The 25,075-nt window shown below is 55.3% G+C and carries 23 protein-coding genes; 1 reads left to right on the top strand and 22 read right to left on the bottom strand.

What is annotated here, in order from left to right; genetic code table 11:
• Positions 1-86 precede the first annotated feature (86 nt).
• The 22 genes from H8K03_16730 to bamA all read right to left on the bottom strand — a co-directional run bounded on the left by H8K03_16730 (position 87) and on the right by bamA (position 23,496).
• The gene (locus tag H8K03_16730; GenBank protein UVT19418.1) at positions 87-866 is read right to left on the bottom strand and encodes a methyltransferase domain-containing protein; all 780 of its coding nucleotides are present in this window, start codon (positions 864-866) and stop codon (positions 87-89) included.
• Between the two features lie 127 nt (positions 867-993).
• A complete protein-coding gene (locus tag H8K03_16725; GenBank protein UVT19417.1) occupies positions 994-2,340 on the bottom strand; it encodes an ABC transporter ATP-binding protein in 1,347 nt (448 codons plus the stop codon).
• The gene (locus H8K03_16720) at positions 2,333-3,064 is read right to left on the bottom strand and encodes an ABC transporter permease (protein ID UVT19416.1); all 732 of its coding nucleotides are present in this window, start codon (positions 3,062-3,064) and stop codon (positions 2,333-2,335) included. Before H8K03_16720 ends, H8K03_16725 begins: the two co-directional genes overlap by 8 nt.
• Before the next feature lie 273 nt (positions 3,065-3,337).
• On the bottom strand, positions 3,338-4,162 hold the full coding sequence (locus tag H8K03_16715; GenBank protein ID UVT19415.1) for a hypothetical protein: 825 nt from the start codon (positions 4,160-4,162) through the stop codon (positions 3,338-3,340).
• 184 nt (positions 4,163-4,346) lie between these two features.
• On the bottom strand, positions 4,347-4,883 hold the full coding sequence (locus tag H8K03_16710) for a UpxY family transcription antiterminator (protein UVT19414.1): 537 nt from the start codon (positions 4,881-4,883) through the stop codon (positions 4,347-4,349).
• Between the two features lie 53 nt (positions 4,884-4,936).
• Positions 4,937-5,524, bottom strand: a complete 588-nt coding sequence (locus H8K03_16705; protein ID UVT19413.1) for a winged helix-turn-helix transcriptional regulator — start codon at positions 5,522-5,524, stop codon at positions 4,937-4,939.
• A 105-nt stretch (positions 5,525-5,629) separates the two neighbouring features.
• The gene (locus H8K03_16700) at positions 5,630-6,658 is read right to left on the bottom strand and encodes a glycosyltransferase family 9 protein (GenBank protein ID UVT19412.1); all 1,029 of its coding nucleotides are present in this window, start codon (positions 6,656-6,658) and stop codon (positions 5,630-5,632) included.
• Positions 6,655-7,722 (bottom strand): lipopolysaccharide heptosyltransferase II, encoded by a 1,068-nt coding sequence (waaF, locus tag H8K03_16695; protein ID UVT19411.1) that lies wholly within the window; start codon positions 7,720-7,722, stop codon positions 6,655-6,657. Before waaF (H8K03_16695) ends, H8K03_16700 begins: the two co-directional genes overlap by 4 nt.
• A gap of 88 nt (positions 7,723-7,810) precedes the next feature.
• Positions 7,811-8,812: a class I SAM-dependent methyltransferase gene (locus H8K03_16690; protein UVT19410.1), complete on the bottom strand. Its 1,002-nt coding sequence runs from the start codon at positions 8,810-8,812 to the stop codon at positions 7,811-7,813.
• Between the two features lie 94 nt (positions 8,813-8,906).
• Positions 8,907-10,598, bottom strand: coding sequence for a lipopolysaccharide heptosyltransferase II (gene waaF, locus H8K03_16685; protein UVT19409.1), 1,692 nt, complete (start codon positions 10,596-10,598; stop codon positions 8,907-8,909).
• Positions 10,591-11,682, bottom strand: a complete 1,092-nt coding sequence (lpxK, locus tag H8K03_16680) for a tetraacyldisaccharide 4'-kinase (GenBank protein ID UVT19408.1) — start codon at positions 11,680-11,682, stop codon at positions 10,591-10,593. Before lpxK ends, waaF (H8K03_16685) begins: the two co-directional genes overlap by 8 nt.
• 1 nt (position 11,683) lies before the next feature.
• Positions 11,684-13,018, bottom strand: a complete 1,335-nt coding sequence (locus tag H8K03_16675) for a 3-deoxy-D-manno-octulosonic acid transferase (protein ID UVT19407.1) — start codon at positions 13,016-13,018, stop codon at positions 11,684-11,686.
• 119 nt (positions 13,019-13,137) lie between these two features.
• Positions 13,138-13,683, bottom strand: a complete 546-nt coding sequence (locus H8K03_16670; GenBank protein UVT22525.1) for a lysophospholipid acyltransferase family protein — start codon at positions 13,681-13,683, stop codon at positions 13,138-13,140.
• Positions 13,684-13,768: 85 nt separating this feature from the next.
• Positions 13,769-15,514, bottom strand: coding sequence for a lipid A export permease/ATP-binding protein MsbA (msbA, locus tag H8K03_16665; GenBank protein ID UVT19406.1), 1,746 nt, complete (start codon positions 15,512-15,514; stop codon positions 13,769-13,771).
• Complete coding sequence (gene lpxB / locus H8K03_16660; GenBank protein ID UVT19405.1) at positions 15,502-16,644, bottom strand: lipid-A-disaccharide synthase; 1,143 nt, start codon at positions 16,642-16,644, stop codon at positions 15,502-15,504. Before lpxB ends, msbA begins: the two co-directional genes overlap by 13 nt.
• Positions 16,645-16,727: 83 nt before the next feature.
• Complete coding sequence (locus H8K03_16655) at positions 16,728-17,675, bottom strand: Gfo/Idh/MocA family oxidoreductase (protein UVT19404.1); 948 nt, start codon at positions 17,673-17,675, stop codon at positions 16,728-16,730.
• A gap of 99 nt (positions 17,676-17,774) precedes the next feature.
• The gene (lpxI, locus tag H8K03_16650) at positions 17,775-18,641 is read right to left on the bottom strand and encodes a UDP-2,3-diacylglucosamine diphosphatase LpxI (GenBank protein UVT19403.1); all 867 of its coding nucleotides are present in this window, start codon (positions 18,639-18,641) and stop codon (positions 17,775-17,777) included.
• Complete coding sequence (lpxA, locus tag H8K03_16645; protein ID UVT19402.1) at positions 18,638-19,492, bottom strand: acyl-ACP--UDP-N-acetylglucosamine O-acyltransferase; 855 nt, start codon at positions 19,490-19,492, stop codon at positions 18,638-18,640. The genes lpxI and lpxA overlap by 4 nt, the downstream gene beginning before the upstream one ends.
• Before the next feature lie 90 nt (positions 19,493-19,582).
• Positions 19,583-20,038 carry a 3-hydroxyacyl-ACP dehydratase FabZ gene (gene fabZ, locus H8K03_16640; GenBank protein ID UVT19401.1) on the bottom strand — a complete coding sequence of 152 codons (456 nt, stop codon included), beginning with the start codon at positions 20,036-20,038 and terminating at the stop codon, positions 19,583-19,585.
• A 36-nt stretch (positions 20,039-20,074) separates the two neighbouring features.
• Positions 20,075-20,617 (bottom strand): OmpH family outer membrane protein, encoded by a 543-nt coding sequence (locus tag H8K03_16635; GenBank protein ID UVT19400.1) that lies wholly within the window; start codon positions 20,615-20,617, stop codon positions 20,075-20,077.
• 16 nt (positions 20,618-20,633) lie between these two features.
• Positions 20,634-21,209 carry an OmpH family outer membrane protein gene (locus H8K03_16630; GenBank protein ID UVT19399.1) on the bottom strand — a complete coding sequence of 192 codons (576 nt, stop codon included), beginning with the start codon at positions 21,207-21,209 and terminating at the stop codon, positions 20,634-20,636.
• A gap of 13 nt (positions 21,210-21,222) precedes the next feature.
• Positions 21,223-23,496 (bottom strand): outer membrane protein assembly factor BamA, encoded by a 2,274-nt coding sequence (gene bamA, locus H8K03_16625; protein ID UVT22524.1) that lies wholly within the window; start codon positions 23,494-23,496, stop codon positions 21,223-21,225.
• Between the two features lie 609 nt (positions 23,497-24,105).
• Between bamA and galU the strand changes: the two genes are divergently transcribed.
• Entirely contained in the window at positions 24,106-25,002 is an 897-nt protein-coding gene (gene galU, locus H8K03_16620; protein UVT19398.1) for a UTP--glucose-1-phosphate uridylyltransferase GalU, read from the top strand.
• Positions 25,003-25,075 lie beyond the last annotated feature (73 nt).

The raw sequence follows: 25,075 nt of genomic DNA, 5'->3' as shown, positions 1-25,075 counted from the left end.
CCCGACGAGAGAGCGGACCTTGAGCGGAAAGGTTTGTCCATCCGGCAAATGCAAGGCTGGACTACCTCGCGAGTTCATACCATGGGCTAGGGTTTCAAGGGACGGACTTTCACGCAGACTGCAGCAATCTCAAACGGACGAAAAAAGAACCGACCCCACCAGCCTCCTATGGAAGGCACACCATGGACCCAGCGGGACCGCCCCTCGATGAATTCAACCATGCGTTTAGCCACGCGTTCGGGAAGATACTCCTGTGGATACGCTCGCTGAAATCCATCAAAATGGACTGCCTCGACTTGGAAACCGGCCTGCTCAAGCATCACTATTAACCCACGACGACTAAAAGTCCTGAGATGAACAAAGCGGAACGGGCAGTCCATCTGTTGAGCGTATGAGACGAGATCTTCTTCCAGTGGGACTCGTACGACCAGCTTCCCATTCATGACCAAAGCACGGTTTGCACTCACTAAAAAATCACCAACATTCAACACATGCTCAAGGATATCCGTGGCAATAAGGACCTGAAACGCATCTTTAAAGGGTAGGTTCTCTGCGTTGCAGAGATACACCTCAAATCCCTCTCTCGAGAGAGGCTTGAGGTATGGAAGGCTGATATCCAAACCGACGATGCGGGCCGGCTTCATTGACGCGAGGGTTCTCAACAGAAACCCTTGCCCAACTCCGACCTCACATACCTCAGCACCGAATACATCATTTCTGATATAGCCTGGGATCTTGAGTGCTTGAGCGGTGAGGTATTTTGTGTCCTGAATGGAATGATTCAAATCTTGAGCCGCAATACGGTCGTAGTTCTCAAGATATTGCTTAAATACCGGTTCATCAAGGTCTCGTTTCGAAAGAAGCATGGACACTCCATCATGCTCCGTCGCCTTCCATTGACAGACGTTGCAGCACACTTCTCTTGAGTCTAGCGCACTGGAATGACACTCCGGGCAGATCAACATTGATTCTTGAGATACCGGCCCTTGCTGACTAGGAGCAACTCCACGTTCCGGGATGGTGAAACAGTGATGGATCGTCGGCAAGTTCGTCGAACACGCGGAATTGGAAGCTCCTCGACAACAAATCATAAAACCGTGCCGATGACAATCGGCGAAGATCGAGTTCCCTATAGATGGCAGCAGAGAAAAAGTAACTGCCGTTCCCTAGCAAGACAGCGGGATACTGAAGGAAACATCTCACCCGTTGACCAGTGGATAGCTTGAGTGTCGTCGTTTCACCGCAGTGACGAGACAACACGCGACCATCGGCTGTGAAAAGGACAACGACAAAAGAGCATGGGTATTCGCCTTCATATTCGGCTTCGGCCTCTATCGCTATAGCGATCCGCTGCCCAGTCCTTACGACTGTGATGTTCTTCCCCTCGTCGTCTAGAACTTCCACGGCTGTGATTTTGAGTCCTCCTTCACCCGCCCACCGAGAAACAACTGCCTTATCATCTGCATGGCCGACCATTGGCGCCAAGCCCGGGCTTGAACCCAACACCTCGGTCAAGATCTTTGATCGCAACTCAGGATCGTCCAGTACCGATTTGTGTCCGGGCTGCTTTGCAGCTTGCCATTCCAATCTCTGGGCGAATTCTTCATACGCTTTCACTACTCCAAGCGCTTCTCCCTCCATGACAATCCGTCCACATTCCAGCCAGATTGCGCGTGAACAGAATTGCAACACTTGCTGCGTAGAATGGGACACCAGGAGGAGCGTGCATCCGGTTGAAGTCAGCTTTTCCATTCGATGCGAAGACTTGGCGCTGAAGTAGGCATCTCCGGCACCCAAGATTTCGTCGATGATGAGAATATCAGGCTTGATAGCCGTCGAGGCGGCAAACATCAACCGCGCCTGCATCCCTAGTGAGTATGTCTTCACTGGCTGATGCAGGAATTCACCCAGTTCAACAAACTTGATGACCTCATCAAGCGCAACATCCAAATCTCTGCCTGAAAGTCCATTGTAGGAGAGCGAGGACCTGATATTCTCATGGCCGGTAAACTCCGGGTGAAACCCAAGCCCTACGCCCATGAGAGCCTGAACCGATCCATTGACTATGACGTCTCCTGTCGTCGGCACAAAGTTGCTCGTAATGATTTTCAGAAGTGTCGTCTTGCCGGCTCCATTTCGCCCAAGAATACCAATGCGCTCCCCACGCCCGATTTCCAAATTAATATCCTTCAGCGCCCAATGCTCGGCATATCTGGGCCTCCGCCAAAAGAGCAGCTTAGACAGCCCAAACACGTCCAGCGCCTGTTCCGCCAGGCTGCCATAAAGCCGATAGACTTTGGAAATACCCTTCAAAGAGATCGCGAGAGGCGTGTCAGACATAGTCAAAAAAGGCCTTTTTCATTCTGGAGAACACCCAGTACCCGACACAGAAACTCATTAATCCCAAGCACGTGATTGCACTGAATAATGACCAGGATGGTGGTCGACCGTAGGCGAGTATCTCTTGGAACCCTGTGATGAAGTAAGAAAGCGGGTTGAGATAGATAATGAACTGCAAATTATTGGGGACCATGTCCGGTGTATACGCGATAGGGCTCATGATCAAGAGCAGCATCGTGGCAAATCCAAGGATATGGGAAATATCGCGAAGAACAAGACTGGCGAGAGAGAAGACCCAAGCAATCCCCACTGCCAACATCACCTGAAAAAGCAAAAGAACTGGGAGGAGCACGAGCGCCCATGAATAACTTCCGAGAAATAAGGTGGCAAGCACAACAATTCCCAAACCAACAAGGGTCATGGCATGACTGGCAAGAACGGCTCGGAGAGGAACGAGTTCAGCCGGATAGACGGTGTTCAGCAGTATCGCCTTATTGGAAGACAGAGATGAGCTCCCGGTATGTAGCGCATCGGCAAATCCAAGAAAGGGAACCAGGCCGGATAATATGTACAGCACATAGCCATGCTGAGTCATTGATGCGGGTTGAACTCTAAAAATAACCAGGTACACAACAGAATATAAAGTCAGTAAAATCAGCGGAGAAAGTACCACCCAGAAAAGCCCCACAACTGAACCGGCATATTTTGTACGCACTTCATCCATCAAGGTTCGGATGAATATGCTACGGTATCGAAAAAACAACTGTGTTGAGGGCATTACCAGGCGGGTCGACTATACCAATTGCGCACACCAGTCATTTGGGATTGAGGCTGATAAGGGCCTGCTTCGTGGATTCGAACGCAGGGCAATGGAAAGGACGGATTGACACCCGAATAACGGAGTTCGAGCCCTATCGAAGGCATCATTCAAAATCTTCTTTGCCCTCGTCTTACCGACGGCAAGGTTTTGCCCCCAAGCTCACGGACATGCTTTTTCCTAACTCTGGCCTTTCGATTTCGATCTGACCGTAATGCCTCCGGGAGTGAAATAAGAATCCGAACCGCCAAGTTTTTGCTCGGCTAGAGATTCGTGCATGTACATGAGATCTGAGGGCAAGTATTTCCCGTGACTTATCGCCATGTAGACATTTTCTCTAAATGAATTAATACTCTTGTCCTTCATGGAAAAGGCTTTGATGCTTTTCTCATCAAGAGGAATTCCACGCAGTAAATCATTGAAGCTCGTTTTAGCGATTATTCCAGACGTTGGATCCAGCAAAATGGCATCATTCTTACCATTGAATAGTAATTGCGCATGATTTCCGATAAACCCACCATCAAATCCAATAGGTTGAAGACGTTGAGACTCAAGCGCATCAAGGAGATAGCCAACCAGAAGAATTGTGCGGCTGCAATCTAAATGGGAAGAGTTTTTTATCTCTTCATAAGATTGCGCAGAACTTGCGCCATATTCAGCAAAGTTCGCGGCGGTCACGGTTGCAAGTATCGCCCGAAATGCGCCGTAGCCGATTGATTGGAACTCATCGCCAAGGACTACCCGCAACTCTTCCGAACACCGAGGAATCAATACATCAATCGAACCAGAATTTCGCACAGCTTCAATTGAATCCTCAGATAGGCACTTCAATGTTATGTCAATTGCCGAAAGATCAACTTTGGCGGCCTTTTCTTCGTTAAAAGAATTATCTAACCTCAGATGGACGCCTATCCCCAATCCGATAACCAATAGCGCAATAAGAGACAGGAACGATCTTTGGGTCCTCGACATTCCCCTAAAAGCCTTTTTTGATAAATCCGCCACTGCCTTTCCACTGCTTCATCTTCTATTGCTAGCATGATGATTCCTTCAAGGCAAACGTAACTGTTAGGTTTGCGAATATCCCACTAAGCAATATTGCAGTGAGCTGAAACCGTGCTGGCGATTGAGCATGTCTGTTTCGAATATACACCCGAAAACACACGGCTCCTCGAAGACACTTCATTCTTCACACCGGCACCACGTCATTCACATCGATTTCCACCACCGCCGCCTGTTGAATTACTCGAACGCCCAGCACGAGCCGATGTCGCTTTTCTTTTCGTAGAAGGATGCCCTGAACTCCTTGCAAGGGACCACGAACGACTTCCACCTTCATCCCTTCATGGAGGTAGGGATGCGGATCATACGGAAGGACGCTCGTCATAAGACGGCGCAGCGCGTCGATTTCTTGCTCCGGGATCGGCTCGGGTCGGCTTCCGCTGCCGACGATTTCGACCACACCAGCGGTCTTTTGTACCGGCATCCTTTCTCGCTGGGAGAACCGCACGAAACAGTACCCGGAAAACAGTGGGACCTCGATTTCCTTCTTCCTGTCCTTCCATTGGCTCAATCGTTTCACCGTTGGGAGCAACGGTTCGATCCCCCGCTTGTCGAGCTGGTCCCGCACCAATTTTTCGTGACGTGACTTGGTACGCAGGGCGTACCAGCGTGGGCCATTTGGCGTGCTGACTTCGTTCTCTCTGTACCCGCTGTCTCCGGACACAGCTTCGCCCTCTCACTTACAGCAAACAGAAAATGCGCTGACTTCTCGGGCCCTTAGACCGAGGGGCCCAGCACGAGAATTTTCTCGTCAGGAACGTGTTGTTGCCCCAGCATTGCTCGGTGTCGTGCCGTCTGTTCAAGATCTGCCAATAGCACCGCGTCGAATTCCCATTCACCCAAAACCTTCGACGACCAGACCGGATAGGATAAGAACGATTCCTGTTGGCCGTCATCCACGAATCCCACCAAGATCATATGCATTTCACGGAGGGACAGATAAGCCATCTCCGCGAGTTCACCGGTTCCATAAATGATGACTCGTTTCACTCCGTTTCTAGCCGCGTGAGACAGTGCTTCTCGTAACCGTGCACGCATATCTCGGTAGTGAGACAAGGAATACTCCATGTACAGGTACGTAAGCCTGGATTTTTCGGCAAACCCCTGGGGAGTGACCAAATACCGAACGCGGTGCGAGGGAATTGTTGTGATTTTGATATACCCTTTCCGGGCCAGTCGCTTGAGGTATAGATTGGTCAGGCCAAGAGCAACCCCGAGTTTGGTGGCTAAGGACCGTTGTGTAACCGCACCATCTCGTTCGACTTCGGTAAGTAAAAGAAGATCCCTTTGGCCTTGAAGATTCATATAGTTAGGTCGGTTGAGATAGACGTTCAGAATATGAACATAGATGCAGGCAGGAGTCAAGAACAAATCTGGATACGAGAAACTCGACTCTGTGGATCAGCTTGATTATGTATGAAAGACGGTAAGGACAGAGGGAGTCCTAATGGTATGGGCAATTGCCGCCACCACTTTGGACACGGTCATTCGATCAAGGCAATCCCAATAGGAACAGGCTTGCCCGATACATTTGTCACAGGTAGGCACATCCGGCCGCAGCACGACGCCCTTCCCAAGCGGTTTCCATCTCACCGGCAGATTGTTGCGTCGAGGATCGAACAAACTGACCGTAGGGACACCCAGCGCTGCTGCCATGTGAGCCGGTCCCGTAGCTCCCGAGACGACGACGTGAGCATTGGCGATCACCGCCATAAGTTCTCGCAGCGAGAGTTTACCCATAAGATCCACTATTCCCGTCTGATGAAGCGCAGAACTAGGACGCGTGCCTCCTCCGAACTCCACTCGCTCTTGATCACTGCCGGTCAGCACGACACCATACCCGCTCTCCGTCAGAGTCACAGCCAACTCATGGTAATGCTGGAAACTCCACCGGCGCGCAGAAACACCACCTGGGTGAATCACGATACGAGGGGTCGACAACTCTGACCAACGATGTGCCCCAGCGGCCCGCTCCGCCTCGCTCAGGGTCAGTACCGGGGGACTTACGGGCTGCGGGCGCAGCCCTAACCCCATTAACATTTCGACGTTGTACTCTGATTCATGCTTTGCAAACTCACTGCGGTGTTCATGGACATGGCGATTGGCCAACAGGCTGTACCAACGGTATCTCGTAGCGACTCGAATCGGCACACCGGCCAACCAGGCGGCCCACATCAGGCGTCGAAACGGTTTCAAAAATACCGCCGCCTCGACTCCCTGCGAAAAGGCACGCCGCAACTCCTTCAATGGATCTGTGAAACGAATCGTCCGGACATAATCCACGTCGGGATGATGATCCAGAAGGGGAGCGACGGTAGGGCTGGCGAGAAACCCGATCGTCACGCCCGGCACGAGGCGGCGAAGCTGTGTGGCCACGGGAAGAGACAAGAGGACGTCGCCGATGCCGTCTGGGCGAACGATCAAGACATTCATTGTCATGTTACGCGAGCAGCTAGGAGCGGCCGCACAATATCGACCACTTGGGTTGGCTTGATGACATGAAGACATTCCATTTCAGGGTCGTGTCGGCAGACCCGGCTGAAACAAGGGCTGCAGGGGACCGAACCGACGAGTACTTGGTGGCCGGCGCCATACGGGCCCGTCCGAATCGCACTGGTCGGTCCAAACATCGCCACCACCGGAATGCCAACCGCTGCGGCAATGTGCATCGGGCCGGAATCGTTGGTGATGATGGCGGTCGCTTTTGAGAGCAGCGCCGGAAGACACCTCAACGGGATCTCACCGCTCAGATCGATGAACGGCTTCTTTGTCAGAGTCCTCAACCGATCCGTATATTCCCGCTCATCCGAACTTCCTATCATGACGACAGGATCAAGCTGCGCCTCGTGCAGCTGATCCACAACGGCCGCGAAAGACGTCAGCGGCCACCGCTTTGTCGGCCACCGTGCCCCCACGTTCATCGCGACCCATGGGCTGTCCACTGCGAGTCCTCTGCGTCGGCAGAGTTCTCGAACGGTCGCCACATCCTCCTCCGGCAACCTGAACCCAAATCGAGGTTTCTCAGGCAGTGACACCCCCAACGCCGCAACAACCGAAAGGTATCGGTCAACGGCATGGATATCGGGATTAAGAACCGGTATACGCTGAGTATAGAACCACGGGCTTCCTTCCCTTCCATTGGCAAACCCGATGCGTATGGGTGCCGCGCTCAGGCGAGCGAGGATGGCACTGCGGAGCAACCCTTGCAAATCCATGGCGATGTCAAACCGTTCCGCTCGCAGCGCCCGGCCCTCCCTGAGCCAACTTCTCACCGTCATCTCCACCGGCCACACACGGTCGACGCCTTCTGCCCGTTCGACAAGCTCAGCCCACTGACGTTTGACCAGCCACGTGATATGCGATCCGGGCCATTGCGACTTGATCGCCGACACGACCGGAAACGTGTGGACGATATCCCCGAGAGAACTCGGCTTGATCAGAAGAATACGAGCATTGGTTAATGCCGAGGAGACACGAGCATCGAGCGTGCTTAGAGATGGCACTGGACAACCTTCCGGCGGACTTAACCGTGTCGGAACCAGCAGACGGAAGAAGAATGCGTGTGATGATCCTTGCCCAATCCGGGTCTACTCATCCCTGCCCCACAGAATGGACCTGCAACTGAGGAGAATATAGCTTGTCGAGCAGCTCCTTACCACTTGTGGCACCGGCAGTTTCGCGGTTCTCTTCCAGTGATCGGCAGAGACGATGCCAAGCCCGCAGGTAGGGAAGCGGCGTCAAATGGCGGCGGAAGTTGCTGTGTCCTCGCACGATTCTGGAAACCCACTCATGGTTGCCAGGAATGGCGGCTTCATACCGATCTTCGAGAGGAGGTTCAGCGCGAGTGAGGAACATCGTGATGTTGCCGCCATCGCGCGAGATCAGATGCGACACTTCATGCAATCCATGTTTTTTGGCCAACCGGCGCAATGACACCACGTTGAAGTTATAGAGATGGGCTTCATGGAACGTGCTCTGAGGGGCCTGGCAGGTGGCCTCCACGCTGGGAACTTCCACAACGAGTATTCCGTCGGCTTTCAGCCAGGATCTCAGCAATGCGAGGACGGATCCGGGATCTTCCGTATGTTCGAGCACGTGCCAAATGGTCACCACATCGAACGATTCAGGCGAAAACGCGGCGTCTTGCACGAAACCGACCTGAACCGCGAGCCCATATTCCCGTATCGAATAGTCGGCGTATCCTTTGTTCGGTTCAATCCCACTCACACGATGCCCCAGGGATTGTAGGAGATACGCGAACTCCCCTCCACCGGTGCCGACGTCGAGAACAGCTTTCCGGCTCGGCAGCAACCGCTCGATCTTTTCGAATCGCGACAACGCCACATTGCCCGCCCGCAAGACATGCTTCGGCCTCGGGCTATAGGTGCGCTTATAGGAGAGACGATACTCATCCTCGTAGAACTGCCTGGCATCGTGGGGACGCGGATCCGACCACACAAGGCCACACACTCGGCAGATGACGGTCTGCAAGGGTTTCCCGCTTCGACTTCTGTTCGAAAGGATCGAGACTTCTCGACCACCGCAGAGGTTGCATGGGATAGAAGAATGGCTGATCGGCTCGCTCATTGGCATGCTCCCCTCACTCTGTGCAACGACCAACTCTCCGGTGCGATTCTTTCAGCGCAACTGACGCTCACATTGTGTGGCACAACATCGTGGACAAGCATCACGGATGCGCGACCCCACGCCCGCCGGTCCGCACGGATAATGTACTCGCATCAGTCATCAGCCAGGCGACAGCCTCAGCCAGCGAAGGGGCTACCCAATCCGGGGAGAGCCCCGAGGGCTTCAGGCCATCTACTTCCTCTGGGGAAACCGCTCCGGTCGTCACCAAGATGCTCCTGACTCCAACCCGCTTCGCCAGTTCGATATCACGGGCTTGATCGCCGATCACGTACGATCGCTCGAGATCCACTCCATGCTCCCGCACCGCCTGATCGATCATCCCGCGGTTTGGCTTTCGACAACCACAACCATCGTCAGGATGGTGAGGACAATAATAAATGGCGTCGAGCGATACCCCTGCCGCCTCAAGGAGTTGTACGAGCTTCATGTGAACAGCTTCAAGCTCGTTATGTGAGAAGAGTCCCCGTGCAATTCCCGATTGATTGGTCACAATAATTAGTTTGGCACCGGCCTGCTTCACACTCGCGAGGGCCTCAGGCACCCCTACAAACAACTCCAACTGATCGGGCGACTTGATATAGCCGGGGTCCAGGTTAAGTGTTCCATCGCGATCGAGAAAAATGGTGACGCCGTCCAGGGGCGCGTGGCCTGTTCTCGGTCCATTCCGACCTGTCACCCCTGTTCCTTGAAGTTGCATCAGTGCTGTTTCATAGACCCGGTCGACGGAAACGCGTGTCATGCATCGGTGATCGATCGGGCACTCCCTGAGCAAACAGGGTGCACAGTCTACCGCTTCTCGTATGACCGACCGTTCTTGCCCGTAGGGAGCAGTGGTGCGCCAATCCGTCGGGCCAAACACCGCCACAACCGGCACACCGCATGCGGAGGCAATATGCATCGGTCCCGTGTCGTTGGTAATCATCAGACGGCAGCGATTCACCACCGCCATGAGTTCGCGAATGGTCGTCGAGCCGGACAAGACGACTGATCGCCCATCGATCCGCGCCGCGATGTCCCTTCCCAGCGATTCCTCTCCTTTCGCCCCGAGAATGACGACGGCGACCTGCGCACCTTCGGCTTCTCGCAATTGCTCCGCAAGCCGTCGGGCGACCTCGGCAAATCGTTCAGGCAACCAACGCTTGGCGCTGCCGTAGGTCGATCCTGGATTGATACCGATGAGGAGATCCGACGAGTCGATCCCCTCCGAGGCGAGCCTCATACCGGTCATACGGTCTTCCTCAGCCGAAACGGGCAGTTTCGGCGGTGAGGCCTTAGCAGTCATTCCCAGTGGCCTCAGCAAGTTCAAGTAGTATTCGACTTGATGCGCCGGCGCACGACGATCAGGAACGGCAACCGGTTCGGTCAAAAAGAGGACCCTTCCGTCGGTTGCATAACCATATCGCCTCGGGATGCCGGCAAGCCACGCAATGAAGGCCGCCTCAAACGCGTTCTGAAACAGCACCGCTAAATCGAAGTGATACCGTCGCAACGAACCGGCGAGAGTCCACTTTCCTCCAATCCCTGCATGGGCCCCCCTGTCGTCATACACAATCACCTGATTGAGCCCAGGATAGGCCATGAAGAGCTCTGCAATGGCGGGCTTGGCAAGCATCGCCAGGTTCGCTTGAGGAAACAGCGCTCGAAGCCCGCGGAGGGCCGGCTCACACATCACGGCATCACCGATCCAATTCGGAGCGCGCACCAAGACTTTTCGAGGCAGTTCTTTACGCATACGTTCCCAACGGTGGGCCCCCATCCGATGATGGCCCATCGATCAACTGGAAGAGTCGCTCTTCCCCACGTACGATCTCCGTCCCAAGACGAAGCATCCACCAGGGGTCGTCGGTTGTGAGTAAGGCAGAGAGTTTTCCGCCGTCTTTTTCGGTCGTCAGGACGATATCGCTCCCGCTGGCTTGCACGGTGGCGCGGATGCGCTCGATATCAGATGGGCTGTAGCCGTGATGATCTTCAAATGCCGTTTCACCCAGAATCTCAATTCCGATGGATTCGGCTGATCGGCGAAACGATTGGCTGTTCCCGATCCCGCTCACCAACCAGGCTTTTTTCCCGTGGCCCCAATCAATCACGTGCTCTTCTCCCGAAATCATCGGCACGAAGGACTCCGGTCGAAACACAACTTCCATGACATCTTCGGGGCGACATGCAACCGTTCGCAATCGGCTGCGGATCGCTTCCACATCCGCCGAAGAATCGGCTCGCGTGATCACCACTGCGCTCGCCCGATCCAATTCGTTCAGTGGTTCTCGTAGCCGTCCTGCCGGGAGCAGCGCATCAAGCCCTCCAACATCGGTGGCATCCAGCAACACCAGATCCACATCGCGATGGAGCGCCCGATGTTGAAAGCCATCGTCAAGGACGATGCAATCGACGGGATGCTGCTCCAACACCCACCGACCGAGCGCAACGCGATCCGCCCCCACTGCGACGACGGCCTGCGGGCAACGCTGCGCCATGAGAAACGGCTCATCCCCCGACTCCGATGGGCCGGCTACAATTCGGGATCCATCGGACACCAGAAGATATGGCGCGGTGCTCGTCCGTTTGTACCCGCGGCTCAGGATGGCGACCCGCTGCCCATGGGCCAGCAACCGCTGTACAAGAAGAATGACAAGGGGAGTTTTCCCCGTTCCCCCGACCGTCAGGTTTCCTACGCTCACCACACGACAGGGTAACCGTGTGGTCGCGATCCAGCCTCGCCGATAACACCACAGCCGAAATCGAATGGCGAGGCCGTACAACCAAGCAACCCAGTGAAGCCCTTTCCGAGCCGGCTGTCCAGGATGCAAGAATGCCATATCAGCGTTTGGCCATAAGAGGTCCAGACCCTGTTGTCACACACCGGTTGGAGTACGATGGCGCCGCACGGAGACAGGTTTCAATAAACTCCAGACTCCGCATCAGCGCACCTTGGTTGTCCAACACGGCTCGCTTCGCTGCCTGCCCCGCCCGATGCCGAGCGTCAGGCTGTCCCAGCCATTCCTCAAGGGAGGTGACCAGATCCTCCTTTCCCATAATTCGGCGCCCTCCGCCAGCCTCATGCAAGAGCGTGGCGACTTCGGCACAATGATCCGTATGTGGTCCAAACATCACCGGGGTGCCCCACACAGCCGGCTCTAGCAAGTTGTGTCCACCCACGGGAACCAGAGTCCCGCCGACGAACGCCACGACGGCTTCTCGATAGGCGCGAGACAGCTCTCCCCGCGTATCCAAAATGACCACACGCGGGCCGGATTGTTTCTCTCGGATCTGACTCTTGCGCTGAACCGCGAATCCGGCGTCTCGAAGCATCGCTTCGACTCGGTCCGCTCGCTCGATGTGGCGGGGCGCCAACATCAAGACGGTTGAGGGATGGATGTTTGCGATGTGTCCATAGGCCGAGACCAACAGTTCCTCTTCTCCCGGGTGCGTGCTGCCGGCCAGAATCAATTGTTCGTGCTCATCGATTCCGAAGCTCCGGCGGAAGACCTCGTCTGAGCGAACATCCGGCAGAGGCTGATCGAACTTGATATTGCCGGTGACGTGAACACGCATCGGATCGGCTCCCAACGCAACAATGCGGTCGGCATCCCGATCGGATTGCATCAAGCAGAGCGTCAGCGTCCGAAGCACAGATCGATAGAAGGAGCGAATCACAGGCAGGTCCTGACGGCCGAATGAGCGGGACGACAGACGCCCATTCACCAAAACAGACGGCACAGCCTGATCACGTAACGTCCACAGTAAATTCGGCCATATTTCGGTCTCGACGAATACGTAAAGCACTGGTTGCATGCGGCGCACCATGCCGGCCACCGCCCAGGGAAAATCGAGCGGCGCATACCGATGCTCGGCGATCCCCGCCAATCGTTGCTCGACTGCCTCACGTCCGGTCTCGGTCACCGTCGTCACGATATAACGAAACTCAGGATGGCGTTCGTGCAGGGCCTTCACAAGCGGCGCGGCCGCCACCACTTCGCCGAGCGACACGGCATGCACCCAAATCAGCGGCTGAGACGCTCCGGAACCGTCAGAAGGGTGCTGCCAACCCATGCGTTGGAGAAATCCAGGCCGGCAGCGTGGTTTCGCCACAAGCACACCGATGATCACGGGTGCAGCGAGGAGGAGAAGACAATTATAGAGGAATCGCCACATGAAAAACTCGTTCACCGCCGATCGCTATGCATCAGCCTTGGGAGTATTCGGGTTACCGGTTTCAGCGTCGCATCGGATAGCCGGCGAGCGACGAATGACAGCTTGCTCGGCCTGATCCGTCAAGCGATTGAGGACCGTCTCGAGCTCCAGGCGAGTCGCTTCAAGTGAGGCCTCATCGGCTTCGCGCGAGACCCAGAGCGGACTTCCGTAGAGAAACAGGCCTCTGGAGAACGGATATGGGACCATGTAACGATCCCAGCTCGCAAAGAGTTTTTTTTTGAACAGGCAAAGGCCAGCGGCACGATCGGAAGACCCGTCGCCTTGGCCAAATGAATCACGCCGAGCTTTGCGACATGACGCGGCCCCTTGGGGCCATCGGGCGTCACCACCACATCTCGGCCGGACCGTCCCAGCTTGATCAGAGCTTTGAGCGCGCCAACCCCTCCACGCGTACTCGATCCCCGAACCGCCTCATGGCCGAATCGGGCGATGATCCGCGCGATGATTTCTCCGTCGCCATGCCGGCTGATCAAGACATGAGAACCTGTCCCTCGATAGCCGATCGGGATCATCAACTGCTGGGCATGCCAGAAAGCCAGAATGATGTGCCGCCCGTCCTGATACAACGCATCGACCGCTTCGTGACCGCGGGTCTCAAAGCGCATCGAACGCGCTACACCACGGATAGCCGCGGCTCCAACCGGAGGTAGAAGCGAACACTTCAACCAGCGTTCGCAAGATTTGATAAGCTCAGACACTCGTCACATCCTGAAATTGCATGGCATGCAGCCGGCGATACACGCCTCCCTGTTGCAGCAGTGTCTCATGAGAACCCATTTCAACAATAGTCCCTCGATCCAAGACGACAATACGATCCGCGTTTTGAATGGTGGAGAGCCGATGGGCGATCACGAGCGTCGTCCGATTCTTCATCAAATTGGCCAAGGCCAACTGCACGATCCGTTCGGACTCGGTGTCGAGGGCCGAGGTTGCTTCATCCAGGATCATCACAGGCGGATCCCGAAGAATAGCCCTGGCGATAGCAAGACGCTGCCGCTCGCCGCCCGATAGCTTGACCCCCCGCTCTCCAATAATCGTATCGTACCCTTCCGGCGACCGGAGAATAAAGTCATGTGCATAGGCCAGCGTGGCCGCCTGCTCAACCTCGGCCTGGCTGGCGTCCGTCCGTCCGAATGCGATATTGTTTCGAATCGTATCGTCAAACAAGATGGTTTCTTGCGACACAATCCCGATATGGGCACGCAGCGATTTCAACTCATAGGAGCTCAGAGGAACACCGTCCAGGAGAATGCGCCCCGCAGTCGGTTCATAGAAGCGAGGCAGTAAACTGACCAATGTCGTTTTTCCGCTCCCGCTGCTTCCAACCAGCGCCACCACTTCACCGACCCGAATCGAAAGATCGATATCCGCCAGCGCCTGGATCGTGTGGTTCTCATAACGCAATGAGACATTCTGAAATTCGATGGAGTCCTTGATCCTGGTCAAGGGTAACGTCCCGTGATCATGGGACTGTTCAGTGTCAAGGTCCAGCACGTCGAAGACGCGTTCCGCGGCTGCCAGCGCCTGTTGAATGAGATTATTGGACCCCGACAATTTTTTGATCGGGGTGTAGGCCATGAACATTGCCGCCATGAACGAGAAAAAGGCGCCGGGGGTCATCGATCCGTTGATGACCAAATAGCCTCCGTACCAAATAATGGTCGCGACGCCGATCACTCCGATGACCTCCATCTGAGAGTGGCCGATCGACCAGACTTGATTGCTCTTGAGAGTCGTCGAGAGCACTTTACGGTTTCGTTCCGCAAATCGCTCAGCCTCCGCGTCTTCCCGCCCGAATGCTTTCACCATTCGGATGCCAGACAGCGTTTCTTGCAGCGTTGAGGACATATCGCCCAGTTGCTCCTGTCCACTGGTCGCCAATCGCTTCAATCGCCGGCCGACCCGCACCATGGTCAGCGCCGAGAGCGGAATCACAATCAGAGAGAGTCCGGCCAACTTCCAATTCTGATAGAGAATGACACCGATCATGGCAAGAAAGGTAAGGCCGTTCTGAAAAATATCCTTCACGACGCTCGAGGCGGCGTTGGCCATCATCCCCACATCGTTCACGACCCGAGAAACCAAGCGGCCCGACGTGTTGGCGTCGTGAAACCCGACCGACATCCGCATGAGCTGTTGAAACAATTCCTGTCGGATGTCCGCCACGACGCGATTGCCGACATACGCCATTAAATATCCCACACCATAACTGAATACGGCCTTGAGCGTCGCGATTCCGAAAAGGGCCAACGGCAGCACCATCAACATCTGCTCGTTTTTCTCGATAAAAATGTCGTCGAGAACAGGGCGTGCCAGCCACGCGTAGGCTCCGCTCAATACCGCCACCAGCGCGGAGCAGGCGAAGGCCGCCAGAAACCGCACCCGGTACGGTTTCACATAGCGCATGAGCCGCTTGAATCGCGCTAGGCCTGACATGCTGCCAATACCATCTCTGCCGCTCGAGTTGACGCGCCCGGCTCTCCAAGGGCAGCTCGCACCGTTGCCAAATCCCGTTTCATTTCATCGTACGCTGATCGATCTTCCAAGATCCGAAGGGCCTCTTCGTACAATCGTTGTCCCGTCGCCGCCGATAGGATCAATTCCGGCACAACGGTCCGACCCGCCACGAGATTCACCAGCCCGATCCACTTGACTCGAATCAAGAACCTGTGCACCAAACTCGCAGCCCAAAAGGTCAGGGCCTTGGTCCGATAGAATAACACCATGGGAGTTCCCACCACCGCCGCTTGCAGGGTCGCCGTACCCGAGGCGACCAGCACCAAATCCGAAACAGCCATCACTTCATTGGCCTGTTCCTTCACCACGGTGATGGAAACCGTGCTCTGTGCCAAGAGAGGCTGCAACAGATTATCGTGAATGGTCGAGGCCTGTGCCAACAAAAACTCGGTTTCAGGTTCGCGCCTTGCCAATTTCTCCGCTGCCTCGATGAGGATCGGCAACAACACCTGTACTTCGTGCGCCCGGCTCCCCGGCAACAAGGCAATGACACGGCGGGCTGGGGAAAGGCCGAAACTGATCCGAAGCGCCTTCCGATCGTAGTGGCCGGCGACGGCGTCCAATATGGGGTGGCCCACAAACGTACACCGCACACCCGCTTCGTCGTAAATCGGCTTCTCAAAGGGAAGGATCACCAGGACGTGATCGACCCGCTGCTTGATCCAATGAATCCGCCAAGGAGCCCAAGCCCAGATCTGCGGCGCAATATAATAGACCACACGCAAGCCGGCCGCCTTGGCAAAATACGCAAAGCGGAGGTTCAGTCCCGGGTGATCGATAAACACCACGGTATCCCACTGTTTGGAGCGGAAGAGCCGCCGCATCATCAAAAACCGCCGTATGATCGACACGAACGCCAACGGGCCGACCATACCGATGACGTCGAATTGCCCCATCTCCTGCACCAATTGCACACCGGCCGCCTCCATCGCGCGGCCTCCGATCCCGGCCAACGACACATGGGGGTCACATGCTTTCAAGGCTCTAGCAAGGTTGGCCCCATGGAGGTCCCCGGAAGCTTCACCCGTCACGATCAGGATACGCGCCATGTTGCTCTACAATGCCACAGATGGTAATGGCGATTCGAGAAGTGCCGGCACCTCCCCTGTGCAATCGCGCCACAAGAGCATGCCTACGCATTCCGCCGCACATCCGCGCTTATTGCGGATAGCACGTGATGGGCGAGCTTCAGAGCGGCCGCTCCGTCTTCACCCGAAACGACCGGACGAGATTTCTCGCGAATCGCCCGGAGGAACGATTCAAGCTGCAATTTCAGAGGCTCATCATCGCCGGCATGAATCTCTTCAACCGTCATGATCGGTTTCCGGCCGGGCTCAGTCGAGCGGCGTCCGATCGCCCCCCGGCGGGACTGGAAATCGATTGATAGGGAACTGTCGGGCTGGAAGACCCGCCATTGTCGCATCGCCTTCGGTGAGGTTCGACTGGCGGTCAAATTGGCAATACACCCGTTTCCAAACTGGATCCGCGCGTTGGCCACGTCGCACGTCGAAGAAAGCACCGATATCCCGGCGGCCCGCACGTCTTCTATCGGGCCCGGATTGCAGGACAGCACCAGGTCCAGATCATGAATCATCAAATCCAGGACGACGTCGACATCGGTGCCTCGCTCACTATAGGTTCCCAGGCGATGACACTCGAACAGCACCGGCCGCCGAATGAGCGGCCGCATCATCTGCATGATCGGGTTAAACCGCTCGCTGTGCCCTACTTGCAGCGTACATCCATTACGCTCTGCCAACCCTACAAGTTCCTCTGCCTCCATGGGCAGCACAGCGAGCGGCTTCTCCACCAGGACATGTTTCCCGACCTCGAGACAGGCTTTGGCAAGGGGATAGTGACCCGATGTGGGCACGGCGATGCTGACAACATCGACCTGCCTCAAGAGATCGGGCAGGGCATCGAATACCTGTGCGCCGTATTTCTCGGCGATGACGGACGCCCGCCCGTGGTGTTGATCAGTCACACCGACCAGTGTCGAGTCCGGCAACGAGGCATACAGGCGCGCATGGTGTTGCCCGAGATGGCCGACCCCGATCACACCGGCACGAAGCTTGACCATACACCTGTTTGGTAACACCGTGGAGAGTCTTGCAATCCAACCACGGATTGCACTTGTGAGATCGATCGACCGATCAATCGACCGTCGGATTCGTTCGAATCAGCCGTTCACTGCCGTCGTCCCGCTCGACTCCTCTTCGCGAGCGACCCCCACCACGGCGATTCCGGCTTCCTCTGCCTCGCGAAGGAGCACGTCCCGATCCAGTATCACAGACCGACCCGCTTCAACGGCAAGCACTGAGGCCTTGGCGGAGCGCATGACCTCAATGGTTCGAGGCCCGACGGCAGGCAGATCAAACCGAAGATCCTGCTGCGGCTTGCACCGCTTCACGACGACTGCACCGTCCTTCGCCAACTCTCCTCCGCGCTTGATCGCCTCATCGGTTCCTTCGACCGCCTCGACTGCGACAACCACCCGATCCTTGACCACCACACATTGGCCGATGTCCAGACGCCCGGTTTCCTTGGCCACCTCCCAACCATAACGGATGTCGACCCACTCTTTCTTGGTCGGTTGGCGAGATGTTAAGGTCCCTTCCTGGACCAAAATCCCCTCGAGACCGAATGTCGACTCGCAAATCGTGATGCCATCTTTTTCGAGTTCTGCGGCGAGTGCCCGCAGGATATCATCGTCCTTCCAAAGCACCAATCGAGTGGCCAAGGCCAACACCCGAAAATCAGGCCGCGCTTTGCTATAGATGTGGGTTTTCTTGATTCCCCCCAGCATTACCACTTTCTGAACACCGTCGGTCTTGAAGGCGTTGATCAACTTGTTGAGCTGGCCGATCTTGACCCAATGAATACGATCGACATGCTGCTCGAGCTCGGGCTCGGTTTCGCCTTCGTGAGCCACCGCATAGACTTGAAGGCCCATCTTGCGGGCATTATCTGCGAATATGATCGGGAATCGGCCATTCCCGGCGATCACCCCGATTCGCCCGTCTGGTATGGACACTGCCTCGGTCATAACGACTGATTTCGCACTTCCTGATCAAATTCAAGATCCAGATCGATGCTGACAACTCGCGAGATTCCGCGTTTGGTTCCTTCTATAAACGTGAGAATCCTGGCCACATCGGCCTGCCCTTTGAATTGCTTCTTGGCCAATCGAATCGCTTCGGCCATCCGATGCCCCTCCCGAAAAAGGAGATCAAACGCTTTTTTGAGCAGAGCGATCCGATCGTTTGAAAACCCGTGCCGCTGCAGGCCGACTGAATTGAGGCCGTACAGGTGCGCCCGATACCCGCCAGCGGCGAACATAAACGGCGGGACATCCTGGCCAATGCCACAACACGCGCCAACCATCGCGTAGTCCCCGACACGGACATACTGGTGAATGCCCGTCAATCCGCCGATGATCGCATGATCGCCAATCGTGATATGTCCTGCCAGACTTGCTGCATTGGCCATGATCACATGATTGCCGACATGGCAATCATGCGCCATATGCACGTAGGCCATCAGAACACTCTTTGATCCGATCGACGTCACCCCGCCTCCTTGCACAGTTCCTCGATTGACGGTGACATATTCGCGAATGACGTTGTCATGACCGATGATGACCTTGGTCGGCTCTCCCTTGTAGCCCAGATGTTGAGGTGGCCCTCCGATCGAAGCGAACGGGTGCACTTCGTTCCGCTCCCCGATCTCTGTCCATCCATCGATAGTCACATGGGAAAGCAGTCGGCTGCCTTTTCCGATCGAGACGTGTTCCCCGATTACACAAAACGGTCCTATTTCTACATCATCATCGAGACTCGCCTTGGGATGGACGATCGCTGCTGGATGTATCTTCACACTTGCCCCCTTTACACGCATCAAACGTCAACGACTATTCGTCAGCCGCCGCCTCACTGTTTCGTCGGCACTCCACATCTTTGATCCCAGAGATTGCCGCATGACGACTCATTATTGCCGTGTTTCGGTCTTCTCCTCCATCACCATGGCGGTCACCACCGCTTCGCACACTACTTCGTTGTCTACGAATGCTTTCCCTTGCATTTTCCAGAACGGTGGACGTTTCTTGATCACTTCGATCTCAAAACGAAGCTGATCGCCAGGAACCACGGGCTTCCGGAACTTGGCCTCATCGATACCCGTTAGATACAAAGTGGTTTTTCCGATCGGCCCTCCCGACTTGAAGACCAGCACGCCGCCGACTTGAGCCATCGCCTCAATGATGAGCACCCCAGGCATAACGGGGCGTCCCGGGAAATGTCCCTGAAAAAACGGCTCATTGACCGTCACGTTCTTGAACCCGACAATCCTCTTATGCGGCTCAAACTCTTTGACCCGATCCACCAGCAAAAAAGGATACCGGTGCGGAAGTAATGTCTGAATTTCAGCTTGTTCGACGGATGCCATCGACGCTGCCTCCTCTCTGCAGAGATAAATCCGATGTTAAGGGTTCTGCCGATCAAACTCCTTGATGATCAACTCCGTCACATCCAACGCCGGTTGATGATACAGCACGACGCGCAGCAATGCGTCACTGCCTTTATCAAGGATGGCCGTATAGCCCTCCTTCTGAGCCACGGCTTGAGCCGCTACGGCGATCTTTCGTGAATATTCCGCAACCATCTCGCGCTGCTTCAGTTGGACCTCGCGATTGAACTCTTGAAGACGGCGCTGATACGCTTCCACCTTCCCCCGCAGCTGCTCTTCCTTTTCTTGCCTTGCCGTGTCGGTGAGCTTGGCATTCGGATCTTGTAAGGACTGTTCCAGATCCTTGAGCTCTTGCTCATCCGAATTGATGATCTTTTGCCTGGTCATGGAATATCCCTTCACATCTTCAAGAGCCAGCTTCCCAGCCTTGCTCCGTTCCATGACCATCTGTTGATCCATGACACCGACGCGGAGCGTGTCGTTGGCGAAAAGCGGCCCCACCCACTGCACCAGCGATAACACGATGCCTATCACTATCGCTCTCGCTGCACCCATCATGACCTACCTCCAGATGCTAGGGAAACTCTCGGTTGAACTCTTCGATCACTTGGCTTGAAATGTCCAACCCCTCCTCATGATAGATGGTCGCGCCGCCCTTACTTTTATCCACAATGACCTGCAGCCCCAGGCGCTTGGCGACCTTCGCAACCACCATCTCGAGCTTGTCACGAAACCCTTCCAGCACGTCCTTTTGTTTTTCCTGAACCTCCCGATTCAACTCCGCCGCCTTTTGCTGATACTCCTGCATGCGCCGGCGAAATTGCTCTTCCCGATCCCGTTTGGCCGTCGGGCTGAGGATGGAGGACTGCTTGATGAAGTCCTCTTCCATCCGCCGCAACTCTCGCTCCTCCAATTCCATCAACGCCTGCCGATTTTTTGAAAAGGAGGCCAGATTGTCTTTGGCACGTTTGCCTGCATTGGTCTCGTTGAGCAAGCGCTGCGAATTGATCACACCCACCTTGCCGTCGACCTTGGCTCCAGATCCAACGCATCCGCCGAACACCAATGGGATGGCAATGACCGCCGATATCGATATCCATTCGATCCACCGCACCCGACCCCACCGCGAATTCCTGTTCAAACCAGCCACGTTACAACTCCGACTAAAACAATGTCCCGATCGTAAACTCGAAAACCCCGAACCGCTCACCGGTACGGGCATCAAGATTGATCCCATAGGCAACACGCAACGGACCAAAGGGAGAGATCCAGCGCCCCTCTAAACCGGCGGCAGGTCTTAAATCGATCGACAACGGTTCACCATCATCAAAACCCTTCCCATAGTCGAAAAAGATGACGCCGTTCAACTTTGCCTCGGTAGAAATCGTAAAAATCAGTTCGGCATTGAAAATCAATTGCCTGACGGCGCCGAACGGCGCATGTGTCGTGGGAACCGTGGGACCGGCCCGACCGAAGGCAAACCCTCGCATCGTGTTGATGCCGCCGACGAAGAATCGCTCGTTCAGCGGAACTTCCGTCCCCCCCATCGCTTTGACCTCTCCATACCGTGCCCGCAACGACGTTCTCAGATCAAAGGGAAGAGGGGTGACCTTGATCACATCCACGTAATACTTGATGAAATTGTTGGTCCCCCCCATATATGGAGTGCCGACATCAAACCCTCCTCCAATCCGCCAGCCTGATCGAGGATCGATATAGTAGTCTCTGGTGTCTCTGAACATGGTCGTCCGAAATCCCGTTGACGACCGGGTTCCCAACTGGCGACAGACGATGGGAACCAGATCCGGACAGATCCCGAACTGAGGATCACTAAACCTGATTTGCTCCGCAAAGAGGCTGACGCTCCCGGTGACATACTCCGATAGCCAGCGACCGAGCGTGATGTTCCCTCCGGTTCGTTGCTCAAAATACGAGAGGTAGTTCGTAAAGCTGCTATAGCCGTCCAGCTGCAACGAGGTCAATGAATCGTTCAGGTAAGGATTGCGGAACGTGATGGAACCCAGGCTTCTTCGCTGTCCAAGCTGCCCCCGAATACGTCCAAGGTAACCATACCCTCCTAAGTTACCCTGGGTAATATCGGCGATCGCCACAAGCCGGTCCAATGTGCTGAACCCTCCGCCGAGGCTGAACATCCCGGTTGGCTTTTCCTTCACACGCACATTCAGATCAACCTTGTCGGCTGAGATTTGCGCCGGCAAGATTTCGACCGTTTCGAAGAAATTTAGGTTGTTCAACCGTTGGAAACTTCGTTTCAGTGAGGCCGTGTCGATCACGTCCTGTTCATCGACTCGAATTTCCCGGCGTATGACATTGTCCCGCGTCTTGTCATTCCCGTAGATATTGATCTGACGTATGCGCATCATCTCGCCTTCTTTGATATTGAAAATGATACCCACCGTCCGCTCTTCATTGTTCGGATTCACCCCGGGCATCACTTCCGCAAAGGAGTACCCCTTGCTTCCATACATATCCGTCAACCGGGTGATCTCATCTCGGATTTTGGCTCGTTGAAAGATCTCCCCCTCTTTCATCCGCAATCCTTCGCGAAGCTCCGGCTCTTCAAAGACCGTATGCCCTCGAAACCCGATTTCACCGATGGTGAACGGCTCCCCTTCGGAAATGTGATAGGTGATGATGAACCACTGCTTGTCCTCGCTCAGCTCAACCGCAGGCTGGCCGACTCGGACATTGAAGTACCCCTTGTTCAACAGCACTTCCTTGAGCCGCTCCACATCGTTCGTCAGCTCGTCCCGTTTGAGCACACCGGCATCGGACACAACGGAAGGGAGCTTCCACTTGGTAAAGAATCCATACCAAGGAATCCACTCCCTCGTCGACATGACCGCGAACATCTCGTTTTTGGTCGCCGCGCGGAGTCCTTCAAATACCACCGTTTTGATTCTCGCTTTCTCCCCCTCGATGATATGGAACATCAGGCGTTTTCGATCCTCATCCAACGTCTCAATCACCGGCGTGACTTGAGCGTTGTAATACCCATCATGCTGGTAGGCTTGGCGGATATTCTCGGTACTTTCCTTCACCAGTTGCTGGTCGAGGAATGTCTGATTCCTGATGGTCGTCTTTTCCTTCAGCTTTTCATCCGTCAAGCTTTGATTGCCGTCGAAGACGATCTCGGTGATGAACGGCTTCTCCCGCACGACAAACGTCACGGACATTCCCTCGGCGACCGATTCGGTTTCAACCTGCACATCCTCGAAAAAGCCCGTATCATATAAGATCTTCACTTGGCCACGCACATTTTCCGGCGTATAGGGATCGTTGGCTTTCAATGTGAGCCGGCCGGCAATGGCCGGGACTTCGATGCGCTTGACCCCCCGGATCTCAATCGACGTCACCTTGACTTCCGGTGTCTGAGCAAGCGCGTCGAGCACCCCCCATAACACAGAGAACACCATGACAGCGACCACGAAACATCGAGGTCTGTGGACGACATACTGGGTCACCGATGAGGGTTCCTGTAGCGAAATGCAGAGATGGATGATACAGCCGGATTCATCTCACAAGTCCTCATCGCACGTGACCGCACACGCCCCATCCCGATCATTCGGCACTGTCCTGCTCCGGATCGGGGACTGAACCGCGGAAGCGCTCTGTCAGAAAACGCTCAGCCAGCTTACTCCCCGGCGAGGTCGTCCGCGCATAAACCACCCACGCAAAACTTCCGGATTATATTGGGGTCATTCCACATTGTAAAGGAGTGACCTGTCCTCCGATTCGAATTTGGCCGGTGCCCGCGAAGGATATCGATCGCGATGCAGGCCATGATCGTATAGCTCCCCAACTGTCAACGAGCCTGAACGCCACATCATGCAGTTTCGAGTCATTACCATGATCGAAGCGCGCGCTTGCGACACCACCACGCGTCATATCCTCATGCGATTGTTCCGCCAGGACACAGCGTGTAATCGAGTATCGTCCTGAAATCTTCCGACAAGTCCGCGCAGGCGATGCGATGAGTTTGTCTGTTTCTTGACTTCACACAACCCATCACATAGTATCCACCCATGTCACGATTCGCAGTCAGAAAAGCGGTCATTCCCGCTGCCGGCCTTGGGACACGCTTCCTTCCCGCCACAAAGGCTTCACCCAAAGAAATGCTGCCCCTGGTCGATAAGCCGCTCATTCAATATACGGTCGAAGAAGCGGTCGCTTCAGGCATTGAAGACATCATCGTGATCACCGGCCGCGGCAAGCGCGCCATCGAAGACCATTTTGATCGGTCCGTCGAGTTGGAAGAAAATTTGAAAGGCACCGGCAAGAGTCAGATCCTCCATCAAATGCGACAGATTTCGAATCTGGCCAATTTCTGCTACGTGCGGCAATCCGAGGCCCTTGGCCTCGGCCATGCCGTGTTGTGTGCGCAACACTTAATCGGCGATGAACCGTTCGCGGTCATACTCGGCGATGAGATCATCGATGCCCATGTTCCGGCGCTTGCGCAATTGGTCCACGTCTACAAGAAGCGGCATGGGGCGGTGCTGGGAGTCCAGGACGTTCCGAAGGCGGACGTCAGCCGGTACGGCATTGTGACGCCCAAGCGCGTCGCCCATGGCCTGCATCGAGTCGAAGGTCTGGTTGAGAAACCGGCGCCGGTCGATGCTCCGTCAACGCTGGCTGTGATCGGCCGATATATCCTTCCTCCGGAAATCTTTCCTATTTTGAGAAAAACCGCGCCCGGAAAGAACGGAGAAATTCAGTTGACCGATGCCCTCAAGGAGCTCGCGAGACGATCTCCGATGTACGCGCTTGAGGTGGAGGGACAACGCCATGACGCCGGAGACAAACTGGGATTTTTGATCGCCACCGTCGAGTTTGCATTGAAGAATCCGGCATTAGGAGCGGAATTCCGCGACTACCTTTCGACCAGAATGCACACCACATCGATGAATCGCCGGGGTTAATCCCATCAGTCTTGATGAGCACTCTGTCGAAAGGTTCAGCAGGCCGAACATGGTTGGGTGAACCTTCCCTCTC

Origin of the sequence: Nitrospira sp. (genome assembly GCA_024760545.1) — a bacterium.
Taxonomy (GTDB): domain Bacteria; phylum Nitrospirota; class Nitrospiria; order Nitrospirales; family Nitrospiraceae; genus Nitrospira_D.
This window is presented reverse-complemented; position numbering and strand designations above follow the sequence as displayed.

Excerpts from the sequence above, each read along its gene's own strand:
- bamA (UVT22524.1), bottom strand. The coding sequence starts at position 23,496 with ATGGTGTTCTCTGTGTTATGGGGGGTGCTCGACGCGCTTGCTCAGACA.
- H8K03_16705 (UVT19413.1), bottom strand. The coding sequence starts at position 5,524 with ATGAATCTTCAAGGCCAAAGGGATCTTCTTTTACTTACCGAAGTCGAA.
- H8K03_16675 (UVT19407.1), bottom strand. The coding sequence starts at position 13,018 with ATGTGGCGATTCCTCTATAATTGTCTTCTCCTCCTCGCTGCACCCGTG.
- H8K03_16725 (UVT19417.1), bottom strand. The coding sequence starts at position 2,340 with ATGTCTGACACGCCTCTCGCGATCTCTTTGAAGGGTATTTCCAAAGTC.
- waaF (UVT19409.1), bottom strand. The coding sequence starts at position 10,598 with ATGCGTAAAGAACTGCCTCGAAAAGTCTTGGTGCGCGCTCCGAATTGG.
- fabZ (UVT19401.1), bottom strand. The coding sequence starts at position 20,038 with ATGGCATCCGTCGAACAAGCTGAAATTCAGACATTACTTCCGCACCGG.
- lpxI (UVT19403.1), bottom strand. The coding sequence starts at position 18,641 with ATGACCGAGGCAGTGTCCATACCAGACGGGCGAATCGGGGTGATCGCC.
- H8K03_16720 (UVT19416.1), bottom strand. The coding sequence starts at position 3,064 with ATGGATGAAGTGCGTACAAAATATGCCGGTTCAGTTGTGGGGCTTTTC.
- H8K03_16670 (UVT22525.1), bottom strand. The coding sequence starts at position 13,683 with ATGCGCTTTGAGACCCGCGGTCACGAAGCGGTCGATGCGTTGTATCAG.
- H8K03_16655 (UVT19404.1), bottom strand. The coding sequence starts at position 17,675 with ATGGTCAAGCTTCGTGCCGGTGTGATCGGGGTCGGCCATCTCGGGCAA.
- H8K03_16635 (UVT19400.1), bottom strand. The coding sequence starts at position 20,617 with ATGATGGGTGCAGCGAGAGCGATAGTGATAGGCATCGTGTTATCGCTG.
- H8K03_16700 (UVT19412.1), bottom strand. The coding sequence starts at position 6,658 with ATGACAATGAATGTCTTGATCGTTCGCCCAGACGGCATCGGCGACGTC.
- msbA (UVT19406.1), bottom strand. The coding sequence starts at position 15,514 with ATGTCAGGCCTAGCGCGATTCAAGCGGCTCATGCGCTATGTGAAACCG.
- lpxB (UVT19405.1), bottom strand. The coding sequence starts at position 16,644 with ATGGCGCGTATCCTGATCGTGACGGGTGAAGCTTCCGGGGACCTCCAT.
- galU (UVT19398.1), top strand. The coding sequence starts at position 24,106 with ATGTCACGATTCGCAGTCAGAAAAGCGGTCATTCCCGCTGCCGGCCTT.
- H8K03_16730 (UVT19418.1), bottom strand. The coding sequence starts at position 866 with ATGCTTCTTTCGAAACGAGACCTTGATGAACCGGTATTTAAGCAATAT.
- lpxA (UVT19402.1), bottom strand. The coding sequence starts at position 19,492 with ATGCGTGTAAAGGGGGCAAGTGTGAAGATACATCCAGCAGCGATCGTC.
- H8K03_16690 (UVT19410.1), bottom strand. The coding sequence starts at position 8,812 with ATGCCAATGAGCGAGCCGATCAGCCATTCTTCTATCCCATGCAACCTC.
- lpxK (UVT19408.1), bottom strand. The coding sequence starts at position 11,682 with ATGGCATTCTTGCATCCTGGACAGCCGGCTCGGAAAGGGCTTCACTGG.